This is a genomic window from Dyadobacter sp. 22481 (genome assembly GCF_052044875.1).
Taxonomy (GTDB): Bacteria; Bacteroidota; Bacteroidia; order Cytophagales; family Spirosomataceae; genus Dyadobacter; species Dyadobacter endophyticus.
Genome location: NZ_JBQENV010000006.1, coordinates 76773 through 97135, shown reverse-complemented (window position 1 = coordinate 97135; position 20363 = coordinate 76773). Strand labels below are relative to the sequence as shown.

At 49.7% G+C, this 20363-nt stretch carries 16 protein-coding genes and 1 pseudogene; 11 read left to right on the top strand and 6 right to left on the bottom strand.

Annotated features, from left to right (window positions below; genetic code table 11):
• The first annotated feature begins 6 nt into the window (after positions 1-6).
• Positions 7-1401 (top strand): NADH-quinone oxidoreductase subunit N, encoded by a 1395-nt coding sequence (locus tag ACTJJJ_RS30300; protein ID WP_426292473.1) that lies wholly within the window; start codon positions 7-9, stop codon positions 1399-1401.
• A gap of 115 nt (positions 1402-1516) precedes the next feature.
• A complete protein-coding gene (locus ACTJJJ_RS30295; protein ID WP_440703771.1) occupies positions 1517-2674 on the top strand; it encodes a polysaccharide biosynthesis protein in 1158 nt (385 codons plus the stop codon).
• A 9-nt stretch (positions 2675-2683) separates the two neighbouring features.
• Here ACTJJJ_RS30295 and ACTJJJ_RS30290 read toward each other — a convergent pair whose 3' ends face one another.
• Positions 2684-3595, bottom strand: a complete 912-nt coding sequence (locus ACTJJJ_RS30290) for an alpha/beta hydrolase (protein ID WP_440703770.1) — start codon at positions 3593-3595, stop codon at positions 2684-2686.
• Between the two features lie 379 nt (positions 3596-3974).
• Here ACTJJJ_RS30290 and ACTJJJ_RS30285 point away from each other — a divergent pair, with 379 nt between their 5' ends.
• From ACTJJJ_RS30285 to ACTJJJ_RS30265, 5 genes are all read left to right on the top strand, one after another.
• On the top strand, positions 3975-4748 hold the full coding sequence (locus tag ACTJJJ_RS30285) for an alpha/beta fold hydrolase (RefSeq protein ID WP_188939155.1): 774 nt from the start codon (positions 3975-3977) through the stop codon (positions 4746-4748).
• Positions 4749-4836: 88 nt separating this feature from the next.
• Positions 4837-5508 carry a CBS domain-containing protein gene (locus ACTJJJ_RS30280; RefSeq protein WP_188939156.1) on the top strand — a complete coding sequence of 224 codons (672 nt, stop codon included), beginning with the start codon at positions 4837-4839 and terminating at the stop codon, positions 5506-5508.
• Positions 5509-5620: 112 nt separating this feature from the next.
• Positions 5621-6496 carry an NAD kinase gene (locus ACTJJJ_RS30275; protein ID WP_440703769.1) on the top strand — a complete coding sequence of 292 codons (876 nt, stop codon included), beginning with the start codon at positions 5621-5623 and terminating at the stop codon, positions 6494-6496.
• Between the two features lie 28 nt (positions 6497-6524).
• The gene (locus ACTJJJ_RS30270; RefSeq protein WP_440703768.1) at positions 6525-7547 is read left to right on the top strand and encodes a dipeptide epimerase; all 1023 of its coding nucleotides are present in this window, start codon (positions 6525-6527) and stop codon (positions 7545-7547) included.
• An 8-nt stretch (positions 7548-7555) separates the two neighbouring features.
• Positions 7556-8644, top strand: coding sequence for an aminotransferase class I/II-fold pyridoxal phosphate-dependent enzyme (locus tag ACTJJJ_RS30265; protein WP_440703767.1), 1089 nt, complete (start codon positions 7556-7558; stop codon positions 8642-8644).
• Positions 8645-8657: 13 nt separating this feature from the next.
• On the opposite strand, the gene tatC is transcribed toward ACTJJJ_RS30265, so the two are convergent.
• Both tatC and pdhA read right to left on the bottom strand, forming a co-directional pair.
• Positions 8658-9539 (bottom strand): twin-arginine translocase subunit TatC, encoded by an 882-nt coding sequence (gene tatC, locus ACTJJJ_RS30260; RefSeq protein WP_188939160.1) that lies wholly within the window; start codon positions 9537-9539, stop codon positions 8658-8660.
• 137 nt (positions 9540-9676) lie between these two features.
• Positions 9677-10708 (bottom strand): pyruvate dehydrogenase (acetyl-transferring) E1 component subunit alpha, encoded by a 1032-nt coding sequence (pdhA, locus tag ACTJJJ_RS30255; protein WP_188939161.1) that lies wholly within the window; start codon positions 10706-10708, stop codon positions 9677-9679.
• A gap of 124 nt (positions 10709-10832) precedes the next feature.
• Between pdhA and recF the strand changes: the two genes are divergently transcribed.
• The gene (recF, locus tag ACTJJJ_RS30250) at positions 10833-11936 is read left to right on the top strand and encodes a DNA replication/repair protein RecF (protein ID WP_188939162.1); all 1104 of its coding nucleotides are present in this window, start codon (positions 10833-10835) and stop codon (positions 11934-11936) included.
• A 44-nt stretch (positions 11937-11980) separates the two neighbouring features.
• On the opposite strand, the pseudogene ACTJJJ_RS30245 reads toward recF, so the two are convergent.
• Together ACTJJJ_RS30245 and ACTJJJ_RS30240 are read right to left on the bottom strand one after the other, a co-directional pair.
• Positions 11981-12142: pseudogene (locus ACTJJJ_RS30245) on the bottom strand (type II toxin-antitoxin system RelE/ParE family toxin); the annotation flags it as partial.
• Between the two features lie 331 nt (positions 12143-12473).
• On the bottom strand, positions 12474-13541 hold the full coding sequence (locus tag ACTJJJ_RS30240) for a mannose-1-phosphate guanylyltransferase (RefSeq protein WP_188939163.1): 1068 nt from the start codon (positions 13539-13541) through the stop codon (positions 12474-12476).
• A gap of 274 nt (positions 13542-13815) precedes the next feature.
• Between ACTJJJ_RS30240 and ACTJJJ_RS30235 the strand changes: the two genes are divergently transcribed.
• Positions 13816-16899 (top strand): carboxypeptidase-like regulatory domain-containing protein, encoded by a 3084-nt coding sequence (locus tag ACTJJJ_RS30235; RefSeq protein ID WP_440703766.1) that lies wholly within the window; start codon positions 13816-13818, stop codon positions 16897-16899.
• A 12-nt stretch (positions 16900-16911) separates the two neighbouring features.
• Here the strand turns inward: ACTJJJ_RS30235 and upp are convergent, their stop codons facing one another.
• Positions 16912-17556, bottom strand: coding sequence for a uracil phosphoribosyltransferase (gene upp / locus ACTJJJ_RS30230; RefSeq protein WP_188939165.1), 645 nt, complete (start codon positions 17554-17556; stop codon positions 16912-16914).
• A 126-nt stretch (positions 17557-17682) separates the two neighbouring features.
• Between upp and ACTJJJ_RS30225 the strand changes: the two genes are divergently transcribed.
• Both ACTJJJ_RS30225 and nadC read left to right on the top strand, forming a co-directional pair.
• Positions 17683-19452, top strand: a complete 1770-nt coding sequence (locus ACTJJJ_RS30225; protein WP_188939166.1) for a capsule assembly Wzi family protein — start codon at positions 17683-17685, stop codon at positions 19450-19452.
• Positions 19453-19469: 17 nt separating this feature from the next.
• A complete protein-coding gene (gene nadC / locus ACTJJJ_RS30220) occupies positions 19470-20333 on the top strand; it encodes a carboxylating nicotinate-nucleotide diphosphorylase (protein WP_188939167.1) in 864 nt (287 codons plus the stop codon).
• Positions 20334-20363 lie beyond the last annotated feature (30 nt).

Genomic DNA, 20363 nt, shown 5'->3' with positions numbered 1-20363 from the left:
AAGAATATGTATCCCATTATATTGTTGTCGGTTTTTGGAGTGTTAACGCTTTTTCTGGGCTTTTCGAAATCCAAGAACATCCTCCTGCCATCTACCCTGCTTTTTCTTGCGCTCGCACTGGGAAGCAACTTCATCGATTGGGGAAAAGGGCCGTTCCTGTACTTCGACGACATGCTCCGGGTGGATAATCTGACGCTCGCGTTCAACGGCATCGTATTGCTTTCTGCTTTTATGATCGTCGCCATCTCCGGTGGTTTTCAGGATAATGCGGATTCCGAACCGGCCGAATATTATGGATTGATGCTTTTCTCACTCGTAGGGGCGATCATGATGATCGGCTTCGATCACCTGATCATGCTTTTTATTGGTGTCGAAATCCTTTCCGTGGCCATGTACGTGCTCACAGGAAGCAACAAACGTAACCTGCGTTCCAATGAAGCCGCATTGAAATACCTGCTCATGGGTGCATTTGCGACGGGTTTCATGCTATTCGGTATGACATTGCTTTACGGCGCAACAGGCTCGTTCAATCTGGTAGATATCCAGGGCTTCGCGTCGAATATGCCTGCGGCTTCCCAGTCCTACATCTTTTACGCAGGTTTGCTGCTGCTGCTGATCGGTATGCTTTTCAAAGTATCGGCCGCGCCGTTCCACTTCTGGACGCCAGATGTTTACGAAGGCGCACCTACCATTTTCACTACTTTCATGTCGACCGTCGTGAAAACCGCCGGATTCGCCGCATTGTTTCGCTTACTGAACCATACCTTTGCCATTTACGGCTTCTGGTGGATCGTCATTGCGGCGATAGCAGTACTTACCTTGCTCGTGGGTAACATCGGTGCCACCAGCCAAAACAGCTTTAAAAGAATGCTTGCCTACTCGGGTATCTCTCACGCCGGTTACCTGCTGATCGCGCTGACGGCCCTGAGCAAGCCTACTCAAAACGCCATTATATTTTACTCACTCGCCTACTCTTTATCAACTATCTCGGCATTTGGTGTGCTGATGCTCGTTTCCAAAGAAAAAAGCATCGAAGGACAGCCCAACGAGCGCTACGAAGCATTCAATGGCTTGGCCAAACAAAATCCTTTGCTGGCTTTCGTTCTGGCGGTATCAATGCTTTCACTCGCCGGAATCCCGCTGACTGCCGGGTTCTGGGGTAAGTTCTTCATCTTTACCAGCGCAGCAGAACGCGGTATTATCTGGATTACGGTGATCGCTGTTTTGATGTCGACAGTTGGTATTTACTACTATTTCCGGGTCATTATCTCTTCCTATTTCAAGGAAGGTGACACAGTAAGGATCCGGGTTGCGCCATTTTATCAGATCATTCTAGTACTCGCAACATTCCTGACTATTCTGTTCGGTCTTGCCCCCGGTATTTTCGAAAAGTTGATCTAAAAAGTTTGTAAATAATACCTTACAAAAAGAGCTGTACATTTTACGGCTCTTTTTTTGTTACCAAATTCCCGAACAAGCGTATCAAGGATATCAGTTATTCAAAAACGATATCCAGATGCAAACACCACGACACACTTATCCCCATTTCACATTCAGGCCGGAAGATCTCCTGGGACGCGAACCAATTATACTTGACCTGCAAAACAGCATTCAGGAAATCCACGGGCGGAATATCCTCATCACGGGCGCCGCGGGTACGATCGGCGGCGAGCTGGCCGCCCAGGTTTGCGCTTGCACCCCCGCGAGCATCGTATTAGTCGATCAGTCGGAAACGGCACTTTACGAGCTGGACCTTCAACTGAAACAGCAATTTCCGCAAACCGACATTTACAGCCACATCGGGAGCATTACCGACCCATTACGGATGGCGGATCTGTTTTCCCGGACAAATATTCACATTGTCTTCCATGCCGCAGCCTACAAGCATGTGCCATTCATGGAACGGCATCCCTACGAGGCGATCAAAACCAATATACTCGGCACCGAGATCCTCGCCGACCTGGCCGTATCCTACCGGGTCGGGAAGTTCATTTTTATTTCGACAGACAAGGCCATCAGGCCCGCCAGCGTAATGGGTGCCACAAAACGCTTCGCCGAGCTTTACCTGCAATACCTGAGCAGCGAATATCCCAGCCAAACCCGATTTATCATCACCCGGTTCGGTAACGTCCTGGGCTCGAACGGCTCGTTCCTGATCCGTTTTGCACGGCAGATCCGGGAAGGTGGGCCTGTTACGGTAACACATCCGAAAACCGAGCGGTATATGATGACGGCCAACGAAGCGTGCCAGCTCGTACTAGTAGCCGCTGCCGCAAGTGATGGCGGCGAGATTTTGTCATTCGATATGGGAAAACCGGTAAGGATAGTCGAGATCGCACGCAAAATGATCCGGCTTGCAGGTTTGGAGGCTGGAACAGCCATCCGGATCCAATTTACGGGCCTCAGGCCAGGCGAAAAATTAATCGAAGAACTCTATGGTGACGGTATGCAACCAACCTCCTCCGGGCTACTTAAATCTTGCCGTTTCCCTGCCTCGGCAGAGCAATGCATGCGCTATGCGATGTCCTCATTGCAGAAAGCGCTCGACTCCGGCGATTCCGGGCAAATGGTCGCCGTCCTGAAATCGTTGATCCCGGAATACATCAGTGCCAATTCGCCTTTCGAGAGGCTGGACGCTATGCGTACGGGCGGCCATTTTCTGTCTGAGCGCTGACAGGCGATGTCACTGGGTCGTCAGGAAGCTGTTCGTACGCATCCAATGCAGGCACCGGCCAAACCACTCGTCGAACGATGGAGTTTTGGGGTAGCCATGCTGGCCTTGGGAATAAATATGCATGTCGGCAGCGACGCCTTTTGCATTCAGTGCTTCATAAAAGCGAATACTGTTCGATACCGGCACAACTGTGTCGTCGCCTGCATGCGTGAGATAGGCAGGCGGCGTGGAGGTCGTCACCTGTGAATCGTTGGAGAAATACCTGACCCGTTCCGCGGAGGGTGAAGCACCGAGCAGGTTGGCCGACGAGCCTTTGTGCCCGATTTTGCCGTCAAAACTGATTACCGGGTACACAAGCACCATGAAATCGGGCCGAAGACTTGTTTTTTTAGGGTTATCGATAAATGTGCTGTCATAATGTGTACCCGCCGTAGACGCGAGGTGCCCACCCGCCGAAAAGCCCATGATGCCGATTTTGGCAGGATCAATTCGCCATTCCTTCGCCTTCTCGCGCACCGTTTTAATGGCTTGCTGCGCATCCTGCAATGGCCCCACCGCCTTATCTTGCATGACACGGTCATTAGGCAACCGGTATTTCAACACGAATGCTGCTATCCCGGCCTTGTTGAGCTCCTTCGCTACCCGGTAACCTTCACGATCTATGACCAGCACGCCGTAACCGCCGCCCGGACAAACGATCACAGCGGTACCATTTCCCGTGCCAGCTGGCGGAAGGAAAGCTGTCAATGTCGGCTTCGAAACATTCCGCACGACGTTATTCTCGTTTGTTTCCTGATTTTCCGCCTCTTTGGCATTGGGAACACGGCCCGGGTAAAGCGGCATCTCCGTTTGCGCGAGCAGCGGAGCCGACAACATCGGAACAAGGCAAATGGCAGCCAGCAGGCCGGATAGGTTAGTCATTTAATTTTTTTCTAATTCCTTTACAAACATTTTCTACCTAAATTTCGGTTACACTGAAAACGACCGGATCCGGTATGATTAATGGCCGGAAGAGCAGGTCCGATCAACGAAAGGCAGGCAAAAGGGGTAAGGCAGGATCCGGCAAAATATACCTGCCGTATGACAGCCCCCACCGTGGGTGAGCCATGTGAACAGAATTGCACCATTCTGTGTTATTCGACTAATTCTTTTAATATTAATATAATATTTACAAGAAATTAGAAACGCGTTTGTTACTTTGCCTCATTGAACAATCAAAAAAATAACTAGTTTTGTAGAGTAGCCCAATCATGCACTAGTTTCTTTGATAAGTTATAAATGGTCTTAAATCCACAAAAGAATGAAATATACAGTACGTGCAGAGGGCAGGTTTAAGTTTATCGACGAGGGAAAGGGCGAGACATTACTGCTTTTGCATGGCCTTTTCGGTGCATTAAGTAACTGGGACGGCATTATTGATCATTTTTCGAACCGTTACAGAGTTATCATTCCATTGCTTCCCATCTATGAGCTTCCCCCGCGGGAAGCCGGTCTGGAAGCATTGCTCGCCTTTCTTGAAGACTTTGTTTCGTTTAAAAACCTTACCAATGTTACGGCGATCGGCAATTCACTGGGCGGCCATATCGGTTTGCTTTACACGCTGAAAAACCAGGAGAACGTGCAGCGCCTCGTACTTACCGGCAGTTCTGGCCTGTTCGAAAACTCGATGGGCGGCTCATTCCCGAAACGCGGAAGTTACGATTATATCAAGGAGCGTGTGGCCTATACATTCTATGACCCGGAAGTGGCCACGAAAGAACTGATTGACGAGGTATTTGAAACCACTTCAAGCATTCCTAAATGCATGAGCATTGTAGGTATCGCGAAATCGGCTCAGCGGCATAACCTTGCAAAGGACTTGCACCAGATCACCGTTCCGACGCTACTCGTGTGGGGTCTTAACGACACCATCACACCGCCGCATGTCGGTTATGAGTTCAACCGTCTCATAGCTAACTCCGAATTGTACTTTATCGATAAGTGCTGCCACGCACCGATGATGGAGCACCCGCACGAGTTCAATGTGATCCTCGAAAGTTTCCTGGAAAAAGATGTCCCGGTTCCAACTGCCTAGAAACCCGGCAATCAGGGAAATTTCTTTTGTTACGATAGTTGATCTATATATTGTTTTTTTATAGCTTCGAAAAATGACGTTCTGACCCATGCTCGCAGCCAATCTGATAAATCCTATGATCCCCCTGCTGAAACCGACCGACTCGGTGGGCACGGCTTTGGATTGGATGGACGAGTTTGGTGTAAAACAACTGGTCGTCGCCGACTCGGGCGTCTACCAGGGGATCGTTTCGGAAGATATCCTTTTCGATATTACCGACATTTCCGAGCAGCTTTCCAAAGTAATCATCCAGCATAAGGACATTTTCGCGACCGAGGAACAGCATCCTTACGAGCTGCTCCGGCTCGTCAACCAGTTCGGGTTGTTGATTATCCCGGTGCTCCACGATGACCGGGCTTTTGCCGGGAGCATTCTGGTTACCGACCTGGTCGAGCATTTCGTCAACGAGCTGGGCGTGCAGGAAAAAGGCGCGGTTATTGTCCTTAAAATCGCGGAAAGAAGCTACTCGCTATCGGAAATCAGCCGTTTGATTGAGTCCAACGGTGTCAAGATCCTGAGCAGCTACTATTCGTCCGGAGAAGTTTATAACCCTACTAATGAGGCGCGGCTCACGCTTAAACTGAACCGGACGCACATAACCCCCATCATCGCGACGCTCGAACGCTTCGGGTACGAGATCGAAGAGGCACATGCCAACGACCCCATCGAAAGCCTCGACCAGGAGCGGCTCGATATGCTCTTGCGTTACCTGGCGACCTAGCGGTCGGCGCTCGGTACCCGGACGCCCGCATCCTCAAATGTGCTTGCGGCTTTTGAATCGGCACATTTGTCCTGTATCTTTCGGCTGAAACCACAAGTTTTATTTTTCCTTCATGAAAATCGCCATTCACGGACGCAACTTTAATGAGTCCGCAAGGCCGTTCATTGAAAATATGTTCGATGAACTGGTGCGCAGAAAAGTTGAAGTCCAGCTTTCAAAGTCTTTCAGGACATTTCTGGATCAGGCCGGCATTTCGCATTATTCCGAGCTGGTTTACGAAAAACCCGAAGAACTTTTCGACGCACGTCTGATCGTGAGTATGGGTGGCGACGGCACATTGCTGGAAACGATTTCGCACGTCGGCAGCCGGCAGACGCCGGCTATCGGTATCAATGTCGGCCGTTTAGGGTTCCTGGCCACCGTCTCCCCCGAACGCATCACCGACATGATCGCCGCGCTCGAAAACAGCCAGTTCCGCATTGATGAGCGCACGCTCGTGGAAGTGGAATCCAATGTCGATCTTTTCGACGGACTGAACTTCGGTTTGAATGATTTCACGATCACCAAAACCGATACTTCGTCGATGATTACGGTGCATACCTATTTGAATGACGAGTTTCTGAACTCCTACTGGGCCGACGGACTTATCGTATCGACGCCGACAGGCTCGACAGGCTATTCATTAAGCTGCGGGGGGCCTGTACTGGTGCCGCATTCGCAGAACTTTATCGTCACGCCGATCAGTCCGCATAACCTGAATGTTCGCCCGCTGGTAGTGGAAGATACGGCCGTGATCCGCCTCGAAGTGAAAAGCCGCAGCAGCAACTTCCTCGTCTCGCTCGACGCGCGTTCACGAATTGTCGACGAAAACACACAGCTTCTGGTGCGCAAAGCAGGCTTTATAGCCCGTCTTATCAAGATGAAAGATGACAGTTTTTTGAATACATTGAGAAGTAAACTATCGTGGGGGCTCGACATGCGAAACTAGGCCCCGAAATCCTCACTTCCGACACCGTATGCGCCTTACGTACCACACTTTCGACCTTCAACTCAAACATACCTTCACCATCGCGCACGACTCGCGCGATGTGCAGCAAACGCTGATCGTCCAGCTCAGCGACGGTCTGTATTCCGGCTTCGGCGAGGCAACTTCTAATCCGTATTACGGCATCACGATCGGAAATATGCTCGGGACGCTGGATATGGTCAGGGATATTGTTGAAAAGGGGAAATATGCCTCTGCGGAAGAACTCTGGACCATGGTACACCCGCTTCTCAGAGACAATTCTTTCGCGCAATGTGCTTTGGACGAGGCCGCACAGGATTATTTTGCCAAAAAGAAAGGCCAGAAACTGTACGAAAGCTGGGGATTGTCGCCCGAGCATATTCCTATGACTAACTTCACGATCGGGATCGATACGGTGGAGAAAATGGTGGCCAAAATGAAAGAACTTCCGTGGCCGATTTACAAGATCAAACTGGGCACCAACGAAGACCTTCGCATTGTACAGGAATTAAGGAAAAATACGGACGCACTTTTCCGCGTCGACGCCAATTGCGGCTGGACAGCCGATAAAACGATCGAGCTCGCCCCACAACTGGCTGCGCTGGGTGTGGAGTTCATTGAACAACCATTGCCCGCCGATGATATCGAAGGGATGAAAAAGGTATTTGCCGCCAGTACATTGCCTGTAATCGCCGATGAAAGCTGCATTATTGAAGAGGATGTCGATAAATGCCACGGCCTGTTTCATGGCATTAACGTGAAACTGACCAAATGCGGCGGACCTACCGCAGCTTTGCGCATGATCGCAACAGCGCGGTCTCTGGGCATGAAAACCATGGTGGGCTGCATGACGGAAACCAGCGTGGGGATATCCGCCATCGCGCATTTGCTTCCGCTACTGGATTATGTCGATATGGACGGTTCCTTGCTGATCCGCAACGACCCAGCCACCGGGGTTACTTTCGATTTTGGCAAAGTGATCTATGCCAAGGGGAACGGCACCGGCGCTGCATTGAAACCTGAAATCCAGTAATCACGGCCGTGAACGTCCATCACACCCGTAAGCTTCCCGGCAGGACCGTCGAGACTACCGACGGACGGAAATTTTTGTGGTTCAGCGGTACGGATTATCTCGGAATGGGACACAACGAAGACCTTCGTAACTATGTACATTCAGCTACGGAAACTTTCGGAAATCACTATGGGAGTTCAAGGAATAACAGTCTCCGGCTCGATATTTATGACGAATCGGAACGGCAACTGGCTGATTTTCTGCAATCCGACGCTGCGCTGATCGTCTCCTCCGGCATGTGGGCCGGGCAGTTGCTGATGAAGGAAATTGAAAATGTAGTTCAAAGCCATTCGAATCCCCACAATATCATCTTCCATTACGCTCCGGGCGTCCATCCGGCTTTGTGGGGCACCGCATTTCAGCGGACAGGTTTGGAATGGCAGGAATGGGCTATCCGAACCGTTCAAAAAATCAACGGGGCCTCACCCGGCACTGCGCATATCATTTGCTCCGATGCGGTAGGTTCGCCGATGGTGAAAGCATTCGATTTTACTATTTTCGACGCATTAGAGAAACCCGCCTGGCTGATCCTCGACGAGTCGCATTCACTTGGCGTGCTTGGCGTAAAAGGAAAAGGTATTTATTCCAATATTGGCAAAAAACTGCTGCCTCAAACTGTTTTTGTTTCTTCTCTTAACAAAGCGATGGGCATTCCTGCCGGAGCTATTTCAGGACCCAAAAGCGTTATTGAAAAGGTTCGGCAATCTCCCTGGTTCGCCGGCGCTTCCCCGCCTGCACCCGCATATGTTTATGCATTGAAGAGGCTTTTGGAAGAGGACAAATATGCCGCGGCACACGTGTTGCTGATGGAAAATATTCGCTATTTCAACCAAAGAATAGCGGGTAGCACGCTTTTCGAATCCGTTGCCGGTTACCCTGTGTTCTGTTCGACCAATGCGGCACTTTTTGACTATTTGCTCCGAAACGGTGTGATGGCTTCGTGTTTCCCCTACCCTTCTCCTGCCGACGCGCCGGTGACGCGCATTGCGGTGAGCAGCCTGCACCAAAAAGAAGACCTCGACCGGTTGGCCGAGGTCTGTAAGCAGTTTATAGCTTAATATCTTACCTAAATCAATCTTCGGTAGTTGTTCCGCCTAGTTTCGCAAGGCGTTTTTCTTCGCGCAATTTCTCACGCTCCACTTTCGCCGAAACCATAATACTGAGCTCATAAAGCATGAAAAGCGGAATCGCAACGAGTATCTGGCTGTAAATATCCGGCGATGGAGTGATTATCGCAGCCACGATCAGAATTACAATCATCGAATGCTTGCGGTATTCACGCATGAATGCCGGCGTGAGCACCCCGATTTTCGATAGCACAAATACAACGATCGGTAACTGGAACGCTACGCCGCAAGCCAACGTCAACGTCGCCACCAGCGATATGTATGAAGAAATACTAAACTCATTGATAATAGAAGGATCCAGCGTAAAGTTGGCCAGAAAGTTAATCGCGAGCGGCGTTACCACGAAATAACCGAAAAGTACCCCGGAAAAAAACAGGAATGTGACATAGAATACGGCTCCGCGTGCAGACCTTCTCTCAGAAGGTTTCAGCCCCGGCTTGATAAACCGCCAAACTTCCCAGAACGCATAGGGAAATGCAAAAACCAACCCGGCGATTACCGAGGAGGTCATACTCATCGTGAACTGGTCGCCCATTCCGATGGCCTGCAATTTGAAATTCAATGCCTTGATACACAAATCCTCATACCCAACAATAACCGAAAGCTTACAAAGCATTTTGTAAGTCCAGAAATCGGCTCGGGATGGAGCTATGATGACATAGTGATAGAGTTCTTTGATATAAACAAATGCAAGAATCGCAAATACGAGAATCGAAGCACCGGCGCGGATCACGTGCCATCTTAACTCTTCGAGATGCGAGAGGAACGACATCTCCTTGCCTTCACCTTCCTCTTCTTCGTTATCAAAATCCTGATCCAGGGACATACTTTAAATTATTACTAGAATTCAATCTACGTGGAAACTGAAAAACAGGATCACTCCCTGTTTACTAAAAGTTGAAATTACTTAAAAAACCCGTCGAAGTGATCCGACGGGTTTTTATTCATGCGCTCTGGATCAAATTAATCCATTACAAAAGGGTAATCGCTCTCGACGTACACATCGGTGTAGGCCTCTTTCGGATCCGGCCACTCCGATTCCTCGGCGAATTGCACGGATTCAGCAACGATTTCTTTTACTTTTTTATCGATATTTTCAAGATCCTCCTCGGTAGCAATTTTGTTTTCGAGGATCACCGCACGGATCTGTTCGATCGGGTCGCGGTGTTTGTATTCTTCTACCTCTTCTTTCGAACGGTATTTCTGAGGATCGGACATGGAGTGCCCGCGGTAACGGTAGGTACGGAATTCCAGGAAAGTAGGTCCTTCACCTTTACGGGCACGGTCCGCTGCACGTGAAACCGCTTCATGGATCGCCTCCACGCTCATACCGTCCACAGGTTCCGAAGGAATGTCGTAAGCCTCTCCGAGGGTGTAAAGCTCTGTAACGTTAGAAGAACGCGCCACGGAAGTACCCATCGCGTAACCATTGTTTTCAACAACGAAGATCACAGGGAGTTTCCAGCTCATCGCCATGTTCAGCGTTTCGTGGAACGAGCCCTGACGGATCGCACCGTCGCCGAAGTAGCAGATACACAGGTTATCGGTTTTGTTGTATTTCTCAGCGAATGCAAGGCCCGCACCGAGGGGAATCTGACCGCCCACGATACCATGACCTCCAACGAAACCAACTTCTTTATCAAAAATGTGCATGGAACCGCCCTTACCTTTGGTAGTACCGGTCTTCTTGCCGTAAAGCTCAGCCATGATCGCATTCGGACTGGTGCCCAATGCGAGGGGAATACCGTGGTCGCGATAAGCGGTGATGTACTTGTCACCCTTTTTCAGGGCACTCACCGCGCCGGAAGAACATGCTTCCTGACCGATGTACAGGTGACAAAAACCACGGATTTTCTGCTGACCGTACAACTGGCCCGATTTTTCTTCAAAACGGCGTTGTAAAAGCATATTCTCGAACCAGAACATGTATTGCTCCTTCGGATGCTGTAACTTTTTGGGGGCTGATGCTTTCTTTTTCTCAGTAACGGTGGCCATGTATTTGGTTCTCGTTTATAAAGACAGAACTTTGTCTTAAAGTTATGGTATGAACAGAGTCTGTTTTGCCGTACTCACGCAATGATGTGCGAAAATAAGCATAAACTAAATAACAAAGAAGTTCATGTGGCTAGAAAAGCTCCACCTTACATACTTTAAAAGCTATGAGGAGAAGGCCTTCACTTTTGGACAACATGTGAACTGTATCGTGGGCGAGAACGGCAGCGGCAAGACCAACCTGCTCGACGCAATCTATTTTCTGACCCTTACCAAAAGCGCATTTCACAATCAGGATGCGTTGGGCATCCGGCATATCAACGACTTCTTCCTGCTCGACGGCGTCTTCAATGAGCAGGGCAAACATATCCAGATCACATGCAGCCTGCAACGGGGCCAGCGAAAGGTTTTCATGGCCGATAAAAAGCATTATGAGCGCCTGAGCGACCATATCGGCCTGTTTCCTGTGGTATTAATAGCACCCGACGATACCGATCTCATCCGCGAAGGCAGTGAAGAACGCCGCCGGTTTTTCGACGGCGTGCTGGGCCAGGCAGTACCCGGTTACCTCAATGATTTTCTCCAATACAACAAAATACTCACGCAGCGCAACGGCCTGTTGAAGCTATTCGCCGAGCGGAATTACCTCGACGAAGACCTGCTCGAAACCTATAACGAGCCGCTGATTGTGCTCTCGCAACGCATTCACCGGCACCGCGTGACGTTCATGGAAAAATTCGTCCCGCTATTCTATAAATTCTATGAATTTCTCAGCAGCGGTCACGAAAAAGTGGATGTGATTTACGAAAGCGAAGTATCCAGCCCCGATTTCCCCGCCGAATTCCGCCGCAACCGCAGCCGAGATCTGCACGCGCAACGGACAGGTAAAGGCGTACATAAGGATGAATATGTATTCGAAATTGATGGGGTTACTTTAAAAAAATTCGGCTCCCAGGGTCAGCAAAAGTCCTTCCTGATTGCCCTGAAACTCGCGCAATTTGAGCTGTTAAAAGAAGAAAAAGGTAAAACACCCATCCTGCTCCTCGATGATATTTTCGACAAACTCGACGACCGCCGTATTCACAAGCTCATCGAGTTGATCGATACCGGCTTCCTGGCGCAAGTCTTCATTACTGATGCAAGGCCAGAGAGGTCGCAACGAATTTTAGAGCATGTAAAGGCTGATGTGCGTTTTTTTGAGATTGAGAAGGTGTTGAAGGCGGAGGGGTGATGCCTGCTGATTACAAGCTCGTGGACCGCGGTGATGTGATCGTGTCGTTTTCCAGCAAAAGGAAACTCTTCGAGAATTCTCAAACTGGCTTGTAACTTGGTCGTAAATTTTTCTGCACTCGCTTCACCCCAAGTATCGTAAAGATAACCTGCTATTTCAGAGAAGCTTTCCCTTGCGGGATCTGTCCATTCTACCTCGTAAGCCACGCCTTATTTCTTTAAAGACCTCTTCATTAGAGAAAAGAGGGCCCGTTTTGGCTTCGCGTAGAGATCGGTTGAGTTGTTCGGTTACTTCCGGAGAATTGGAATAGGCACTATTGTCATAGTCTTGCTGCTCTCTGAACACACGACAGCAAATCTTCCATACGGTCTGCATTGATCTCGTTTATCAGGCGGATTGCTTCGGTTTTCATTTCCTGGTCAGACATAGCGCGCATTGTTTTGATTCAACACTAATCAAATTTATCGAATTAAAACAACAAAAGCCAGGCCTGAACGACCTGGCTTTTCAAACGGTATGCATTAATACTCAACCGAATTACACATATTTCGGATCGAGCTCCTTGGCTTGGGCTACGAATTCCTTCACTTTTTGTTCGTCGTCCTTTTTGCAGATCAGCAGCACGCCGTCGAATTCGGCGACGATGAAGCCGTCGAGACCGTTGATGACCACCAGTTTGTCTTTCGGCGTTTTGATGATCGAGTTGGTGGTATTGTGCAGGATCAGATTGCCGTCCGCTACATTCAGGTTGGCATCCTTTTCCGATACTTCATACATCGATTTCCAGGTACCAAGATCCGACCAGCCGAAACTGGCTAGTACTACGTGCACATTCTCGGCTTTTTCCATAATACCATTGTCGATGGAAATACTGCCGCAATGCTGGTAAGCGCGCTGAACAAACGAATCCTCCGAATTGAGGTAGTAATGGTCGTTGCCGCCCTGGAAAATCTCCGCGATATCAGGCTGGAACCGGGTCAGCGCCTTTTTGAAGGCATTGATGTTCCAGACAAAAATTCCGGCATTCCAGACAAAATCACCACTGTCGAGGAACTGCAATGCAAGCTCCAAATGCGGCTTTTCGGTAAATGACTTTACTTTTTTGACCGTCAGCTTATCCGGAATATATTGGATATACCCATAACCGGTGTCGGGGCGGGTCGGCTGAATACCGAGCGTTATCAGGATATCCTCATTACGCGTAGCACCCAGTGCTACTTTGATTGTATCCTTGAAAACTTCCTCTTTGAGAATAATATGATCTGCCGGTGCCACTACGACATTCGCATTGGGGTTCCGGGCCGCGATTTTGTAGCATGCATAAGCAATGCAGGGGGCGGTATTCCGGCGGTGGGGTTCCAGCAGGATCTGATCGTCGGTCAGCTCGGGGATCTGCTGTTTGATAAGCTCCTTGTATTCCTGACTGGTTACAATATAAATATTTTCAATAGGGCACACGCCGTCAAATCTGTCGACAGTTTGTTGCAGCAGCGTCCTGCCTGTGCCGAGCACATCATGGAACTGCTTGGGGAAATCCGTCCGGCTAAACGGCCAAAAACGGGTTCCTACACCGCCTGCCATGATTATCACATAAGTATCCTGCATCTGTGGCTATGTTTGTTGTAACGCTAAATAATCCTTCAAAACTAATGATAATGCGTCAGTATGCTCAACCACGTCTCCGAAAAGTCGGGAAAATTAGTTCATGGCATTTAACGCAATCGTTCACCGATATTGTAAATTGGCTAATCATGATGGGGAGAAATCGACGGAATGCGTAACATGAATATTTTATAAATACCCAAAGAAAAAATTGGATATAATTAAAAAGAAATTGATTTCTTAGTAACTTGTTAAAGACATCAGCCCATTAAGAACCATGAACAAAACTTCTACTACCGTCAGGAATCTGCCGCTTTTGCTCCTCTCTTTGTTGTTTTGGCAACATTCTTTCGCGCAGATTAGTTTAACCGGCAAGGTTACAGAATCAGTCACACAGGAACCGCTGGCCGGCGTCAGCATTCGTATACAGGGCAAAGTTGCCGGTACGATCACCGATACAAAAGGTGGTTTTTCCCTGACCACAGCATCCAATCCCCCATTTTCGATCGTCGTCAGTTCGGTAGGCTTTCAAACTCAGGAAATTGCGGTTACAGCAAGTGTATCGAGCCTCGATATCAAGCTGGTGGAACAGCCCGTCCAGGGAAGGGAAATCGTGGTTTCTGCCTCTCGTGTAGAGGAAAGCGTGATGAAATCGCCGGTAGCGGTCGAAAAACTCGATATCCGTGGCATTCGCGACACGCCTTCCACAAACTTCTATGATGCGCTTTCGAATCTGAAAGGCATCGACATGACGACGCAGGGCGTTTTGTTCAAATCGGTGAATATGCGCGGCTTCGGCGCGACTGGGAACCCTCGTACCGTTCAGATGATCGATGGCATGGATAACCAGGCACCCGGGCTCAATTTCCCGCTCGACAATATTATCGGCATGTCCGAACTCGACGTCGAAAGCGTGGAGGTATTGCCCGGCGCAGCATCGGCATTGTACGGACCTAATGCCGTGAACGGGCTGATTTTGATGAACAGCAAGAGCCCGTTTCTTTACCAGGGCCTGAGCGCGAACCTGAAAGGCGGTATCATGCACGAAAAAAACCGTACGAAGGCAAATACGCCTTTTGCTGAGGGAACAATTCGCTATGCCAAGGCATTCAACAACAAATTCGCATTCAAGGTAAACCTGTCCTACATCCAGGCGAAAGACTGGGAAGCTACCAATTATACAAACCTCAACGTAGGCGGCAATGCGGACCCTAATCGGGGAAAAGGCACCGATCTGGATTACGATGGAACGAATGTGTATGGTGATGAAATCCAGACCAATATCAACGCGGTAGCCAAAGCACTTGCCGCGGCGGGTCAGATTCCCCAGCAGGCGGTAGGCCTGGTGCCCAACTCGTTTGTCAGCCGCACGGGTTTCCGCGAAAAGGACCTGGTGGACTACAACAGTAAAAGTTTCAAGGCAAATGCCGCATTGCATTACCGCCTGAACGAGAAGGTGGAAGCCATTGCCCAAGTGAACTACGGTTACGGAACAACGGTTTACACCGGAACCGGCCGCTATTCGCTCCGTGATTTCAACCTTACCCAGGCAAAACTCGAACTACGGGGTGATAATTTCACCGTCAGGGCCTATACTACCCAGGAACGTTCCGGGAAGTCGTACCTCTCCGGCCTTGCCGCGGTTTCTATGCTGAGTGAGATCAAACCGAACAATACATGGTTTGGGCAATATGTGGGTGCATTCGTGCAGGCACGGAATTCAGGTGCAGCAGAGGCAGATGCGCACGTGCTCGCGCGCCAGTTTGCCGACCAGGGTATGCCGCAGCCAGGCAGCGCTACATTCAACCAATTGCTGGATAAGTATCGCAATATGCCCATCGTGAACGGCGGGGGTGGCTTTGCCGACAAAACCAATATGTACCACGTTGAAGGATTTTATAATTTTAAAAACCAGATCCGCTTCCTCGAACTAATCGCAGGGGCCAATTACCGGCTCTACACCCTCCGCTCCGCCGGGACATTATTTGCTGATACCAAAGAAGGCCGCGACGGGACCATTCCCATCAATGAATGGGGCGCATTTGTTCAGGCTGGTAAAAACCTGCTATCCGACCATTTGAAACTGACGGGCTCGATACGATACGACAAAAATGAGAACTTCGACGGGCAATTTACACCAAGGGTGTCGGCGGTCACCACTTTCGGAGAGCATAATATTCGCCTCTCTTACCAGACCGGCTTCCGCATTCCAACCACCCAGAATCAGTACATCGACCTCAGAACGCCTTCGGGAACACTGGTAGGCGGCCTGCCCGAGTTTGATTCTCGGTACAATCTGTCAAATGGCATTCTCCGCCAGAACCTTTCAGAAGCAAATGTGGCGGCGGTTGTGAAAAACGACCCTTCGATAATCCAGAGCGCACAGCAATACGCAACAGTGGTAGTTACCCAACAGGCGACGACTGCTATTACGCAACAGGTAACCACAGCGGTAACTGCACAGGTAAACCAGGGTGTTGCGGCAGGAACTATTCCAAACGACCCGGCGGCGATCCAGGCAGCCATTACTGCGGGTGTGAACCAAACGCTCCCGGGCGTGCTGGCAGCTCAGCTTCCGGGTATTCTGGCGGCACAAGTACCGGGCCTCGTTCCCGACCTGGCGAAGGCTTACGCATTAGGTAAACTTCCCAAATACCAGCCAGTGAAACTGAAACCGGAGCGCATTGCTTCCTACGAGATCGGTTACAAGGGTATTATCGCCAAAAGACTATTTATCGACGCCTATTATTATATCAGTAAATACAAAAACCTGATTGGTGGGACGGTGATCGTCGTGCCTACTGCTGCGGCCGCGCCCGGCCTACCCATCGAATCGGGAATCGGGGTAGGGAGCTACCAGGGATTTGCGCGGACGGTGAATACAACGGAAACCATTACTACACGCGGTTTCGCGATCGGTCTGAACTATGCATTGCCGAAAGGCTTCAACGTGGGCGGGAACGTGGCAAACAACGAATTGAAAGACTTTACGCCATCGCCGGAAGTGCAATATTCGCAGTTCAATACGCCGAAATACCGGTATAATGTAAATTTTGGACGACGCATTACTAGCTCCAACACCTGGGGATTCAATGTAGTGTATCGTTATCAGCAGGCATTTTTGTGGGAATCCAGCTTTGTAGTGCCTACTACTACCGATGTGCCGGTATTCTCCAACACGCGCGTGCCGGCGATCAAGAATCTCGATGCGCAGATCAGCTGGAAAGTTCCGGCGATCAAATCGATCATTAAAGTGGGTGGTACCAACCTGTTCGGAAAGTCGTACTTCCAGTCGTACGCCAGCCCGAATGTGGGCAGCACGTACTATGTCTCCATTATGTTTGATGAATTGCTGAACTGAGTCGCGGCGACGCTACTTCTCACCATAGGCCAGGTCGCCGGCATCGCCGAGGCCTGGTACTATATAATATTGTTCGTTCAGCTTCTGATCCACGGCACCCAGCCAGAGGCGGCATTGCGGAATGCGGCTTTGCAGGTACTGCACCCCCTCAGGACTTGCTATAACCGATGCAATATGTGTCTGCGACGGGATACCGAACCGCAGCAATGCGTGGTAAACTTTTTCCATCGACCGGCCGGTTGCCAGCATCGGGTCGATCATCACGAGGATTTTACCCGTCAGATCGGGGCTCGTGATGTAATCCATTTCAACCGTAAACTCCTCCTCTGCATTGATGTGATGCCCGCGATAGGCTCCGATGAATGCATTGTCGGCATGATCGAAAATATTCAGAAAGCCCTGGTGAAACGGTAACCCGGCCCGCAGAATGGTAGCGAGCACGATCGGCTGCAACATCGACCGGCACGATGCCGTACCGAGCGGTGTTTCTACTTTCCCGGTTTTGAAAGTGAGCGTTTTGGACATTTCATAAGCCAGCAACTCGCCCATCCGCTCCATGTTCCGGCGAAACCGCATCCGGTCTTTCTGACAATTTACATCACGTAATTCGGCCAGGTAATGATCTGCTATGGAAGGTTTTTGGGAAAGTAAAAACATGGGAGCGACAGTTTTTTAGACTACTCCATGCAAGATAATACAAATTCATTGACGTAATTTGGAACACCATTTCTAAAAATTACGTGCAAGAGCTCATATTGCGATCGTAGTAGATTTTTGTTGCCTATGTATCAAGGAATTATCCGGCATTTTAAATTACTGTTTTTAACACTGGTATCCTCAGCATACGTACACGCGCAAAGTTCATTCATTCCGCTAAACGATGACTATTATCATCTCATCGATCGTCTGGAAATTAAAAGAGGCAAATTTTCCGAAGGTTTTCACTACAATGCCAAGCCGTTCGAACGGAAAGCGGTGGTGGCGCTCACCGATTCCATATTAAAAGAAGGCACCGTCGACCTTACCGACCGCGATTGGGAAACGATCGATTACATACGCGAAGACAGCTGGGAATGGACAAAGGGAATGATCTCCACCGATTCGGCCAAATACAACAAGCTGGCACGGCTTGGTTGGTTCAAATCACCTCCTCCGGGGCAGAAACGGAAGTTCTTCCACCACCCTGCCGATCTGTACAGCATTCACAACAAAGATTTCGACCTGCATTTCAATTTTACCACCACCAATTTTATTGGAAAAGACAACAGCTACGACACCACGGCGCACCAGACGCTTTGGTTCACAGGCCGCGGAGTGGAAATCAGGGGCATGATCAATGATAAGCTCGGATTTTACACATTTGTGTCTGATAACCAGGGCCGTTTTCCGCGCTATGTAAATGCATTTGCTCCTAAATACAGCTTCCCCGGCGAAGGCTTGGCCAAAGCAACCCGCAACCACGGCAACGACTTTCTTTCAGCGCGCGGCTACATTACTTTTCGCCCGCTGAAAGCCATTAATGTCAAGTTCGGGCACGATTACAATACATTTGGCAGCGGTTACCGCTCGCTGGTCCTTTCCGATAACAGTAGCCCATACCTGTTTTTACGCCTCGACACCCAGCTGGGACGGTTCCATTATACGAACCTCTGGACCAGCATGATAGACGGCGGAAAGGATGCTTTCTCGGAGTTTTTGAGGAAAAAGAAATTTGCCGCTATCCACCATTTGAGTGTCAACCTTACCGACAAAATCAATTTCGGCGTATTTGAAGCCGAAGTTTTCAACCGTGATTCCGTTGGCGGCGGGTACGACCTCAACTACCTGAACCCCATCATTTTCTATCGTTACGTAGAATCCTACATCGGCAGCCAGGACAATGCATTGCTGGGTTTTGATTTCCGCTGGCTCGTCGGCAAAACCGCTTCCATTTACAGCCAGTTTGTCCTGGACGAATTTCTAACCCGATTCCTTTTCAACGGCAGCGGGTCGTGGACCAACAAATACAGCTTCCAGCTCGGCGGCAAATATGTGGATGCATTTGGGATACCTAACCTTGATTTGCAGGCGGAATACAACGTCGTGCGCCCCTACACGTACTCGCACAAGGACGGCGGGCGCAATTACATGCATTACGGGCAGGCGCTCGCGCATCCGCTGGGAGCCAATTTCCGGGAATATTTAGGGATAATACGCTATAAAGTCACGCCGAGACTGTCTATTTACGGCACCGTCATGTCGGCCATGCAGGGTAAAGATCCGAGCACGGGGTCTTATAATTATGGTGGAGATATTTCGAAAAGCTACGAAACGCGGAATGATGGTCGTCCAGGAGATCTCGGTGATGTTAATCAGAAAATCGGACAGGGTATTAAAGCAACCACATTATTTACGGATTTACGACTGTCTTACTCTTTGGCCCACAACCTGTTCCTCGACGGCCGGTATCTTATGCGAAAGGTGAAGTCACAGGATGTGAATGTGGCTACCAACTCCAACGTTTTTTCGATTGCCATCCGCTACAATATGGCGTACCGGCAGCAAACCTACTGATTTAAATTTCAAACAAAATGGAAACTGATCCACACGAACTCCGGAATCTTCTCAGGCTCGCATTGCTGGAAGATATCGGTGACGGAGACCATTCATCCCTGGCCAGCGTTCCCGAAAATGCCACCAAGCGTGCAAAGCTGCTGGTGAAGCAGGATGGTGTTCTTGCTGGGGTGGAAGTGGCGCAGATCATCTTCGATGAGACCGCTAAATATTACAATTACCCCCTTCCGAAAATTAATGTGTTACTTTTTGACGGTTCCGTCGTATCAACAGGAGACATTGTTTTTACGGTAGAAGGAAACGCACGTCTGATCCTGAAAGCCGAGCGGTTGGTGCTCAACATTATGCAGCGCATGAGCGGTATAGCCACCTATGCACGGCAAATGTCGGATCTGATCAAGGATTTGCCCGTAAAATTGCTCGATACCCGGAAAACGACCCCGAATTTTAGGCTTTTTGAAAAGATGGCTGTGAAAATAGGAGGTGCGGTAAACCACCGGATGGGCCTTTACGACATGATTATGTTGAAGGACAACCACGTGGATTATGCTGGCGGTATCGAGGCGGCGATTACCGGCGCCCGGAAATACCTGAAAGAAACGGGCCGGAAGCTGAAAATCGAGATCGAAACGCGGAACCTTGCCGAGGTGGATGAGGTGCTTCGCGTGGGGCAGGTCGATATTATCATGCTGGATAATTTCAATCTCGACGATCTGCGTGAGGCTGTGAAGCGGATCGGCGGACGGTACGAGACGGAGGCATCCGGCAACATTACCGAAAAAACATTGCGCGCAGTGGCCGAAACCGGTGTGGATGGAATTTCCTCCGGCGCGCTCACGCACCAGGCGCGAAGTCTGGATTTAAGTCTGAAAGCCTTCTAACCTTTTCATTCATATCAAAAGCGTATGCTG

Coding starts and splice junctions, on each gene's coding strand:
- ACTJJJ_RS30300 (WP_426292473.1), top strand. CDS start 7: ATGTATCCCATTATATTGTTGTCGGTTTTTGGAGTGTTAACGCTTTTT.
- ACTJJJ_RS30295 (WP_440703771.1), top strand. CDS start 1,517: ATGCAAACACCACGACACACTTATCCCCATTTCACATTCAGGCCGGAA.
- ACTJJJ_RS30290 (WP_440703770.1), bottom strand. CDS start 3,595: ATGACTAACCTATCCGGCCTGCTGGCTGCCATTTGCCTTGTTCCGATG.
- ACTJJJ_RS30285 (WP_188939155.1), top strand. CDS start 3,975: ATGAAATATACAGTACGTGCAGAGGGCAGGTTTAAGTTTATCGACGAG.
- ACTJJJ_RS30280 (WP_188939156.1), top strand. CDS start 4,837: ATGCTCGCAGCCAATCTGATAAATCCTATGATCCCCCTGCTGAAACCG.
- ACTJJJ_RS30275 (WP_440703769.1), top strand. CDS start 5,621: ATGAAAATCGCCATTCACGGACGCAACTTTAATGAGTCCGCAAGGCCG.
- ACTJJJ_RS30270 (WP_440703768.1), top strand. CDS start 6,525: ATGCGCCTTACGTACCACACTTTCGACCTTCAACTCAAACATACCTTC.
- tatC (WP_188939160.1), bottom strand. CDS start 9,539: ATGTCCCTGGATCAGGATTTTGATAACGAAGAAGAGGAAGGTGAAGGC.
- pdhA (WP_188939161.1), bottom strand. CDS start 10,708: ATGGCCACCGTTACTGAGAAAAAGAAAGCATCAGCCCCCAAAAAGTTA.
- recF (WP_188939162.1), top strand. CDS start 10,833: ATGTGGCTAGAAAAGCTCCACCTTACATACTTTAAAAGCTATGAGGAG.
- ACTJJJ_RS30240 (WP_188939163.1), bottom strand. CDS start 13,541: ATGCAGGATACTTATGTGATAATCATGGCAGGCGGTGTAGGAACCCGT.
- ACTJJJ_RS30235 (WP_440703766.1), top strand. CDS start 13,816: ATGAACAAAACTTCTACTACCGTCAGGAATCTGCCGCTTTTGCTCCTC.
- upp (WP_188939165.1), bottom strand. CDS start 17,556: ATGTTTTTACTTTCCCAAAAACCTTCCATAGCAGATCATTACCTGGCC.
- ACTJJJ_RS30225 (WP_188939166.1), top strand. CDS start 17,683: ATGTATCAAGGAATTATCCGGCATTTTAAATTACTGTTTTTAACACTG.
- nadC (WP_188939167.1), top strand. CDS start 19,470: ATGGAAACTGATCCACACGAACTCCGGAATCTTCTCAGGCTCGCATTG.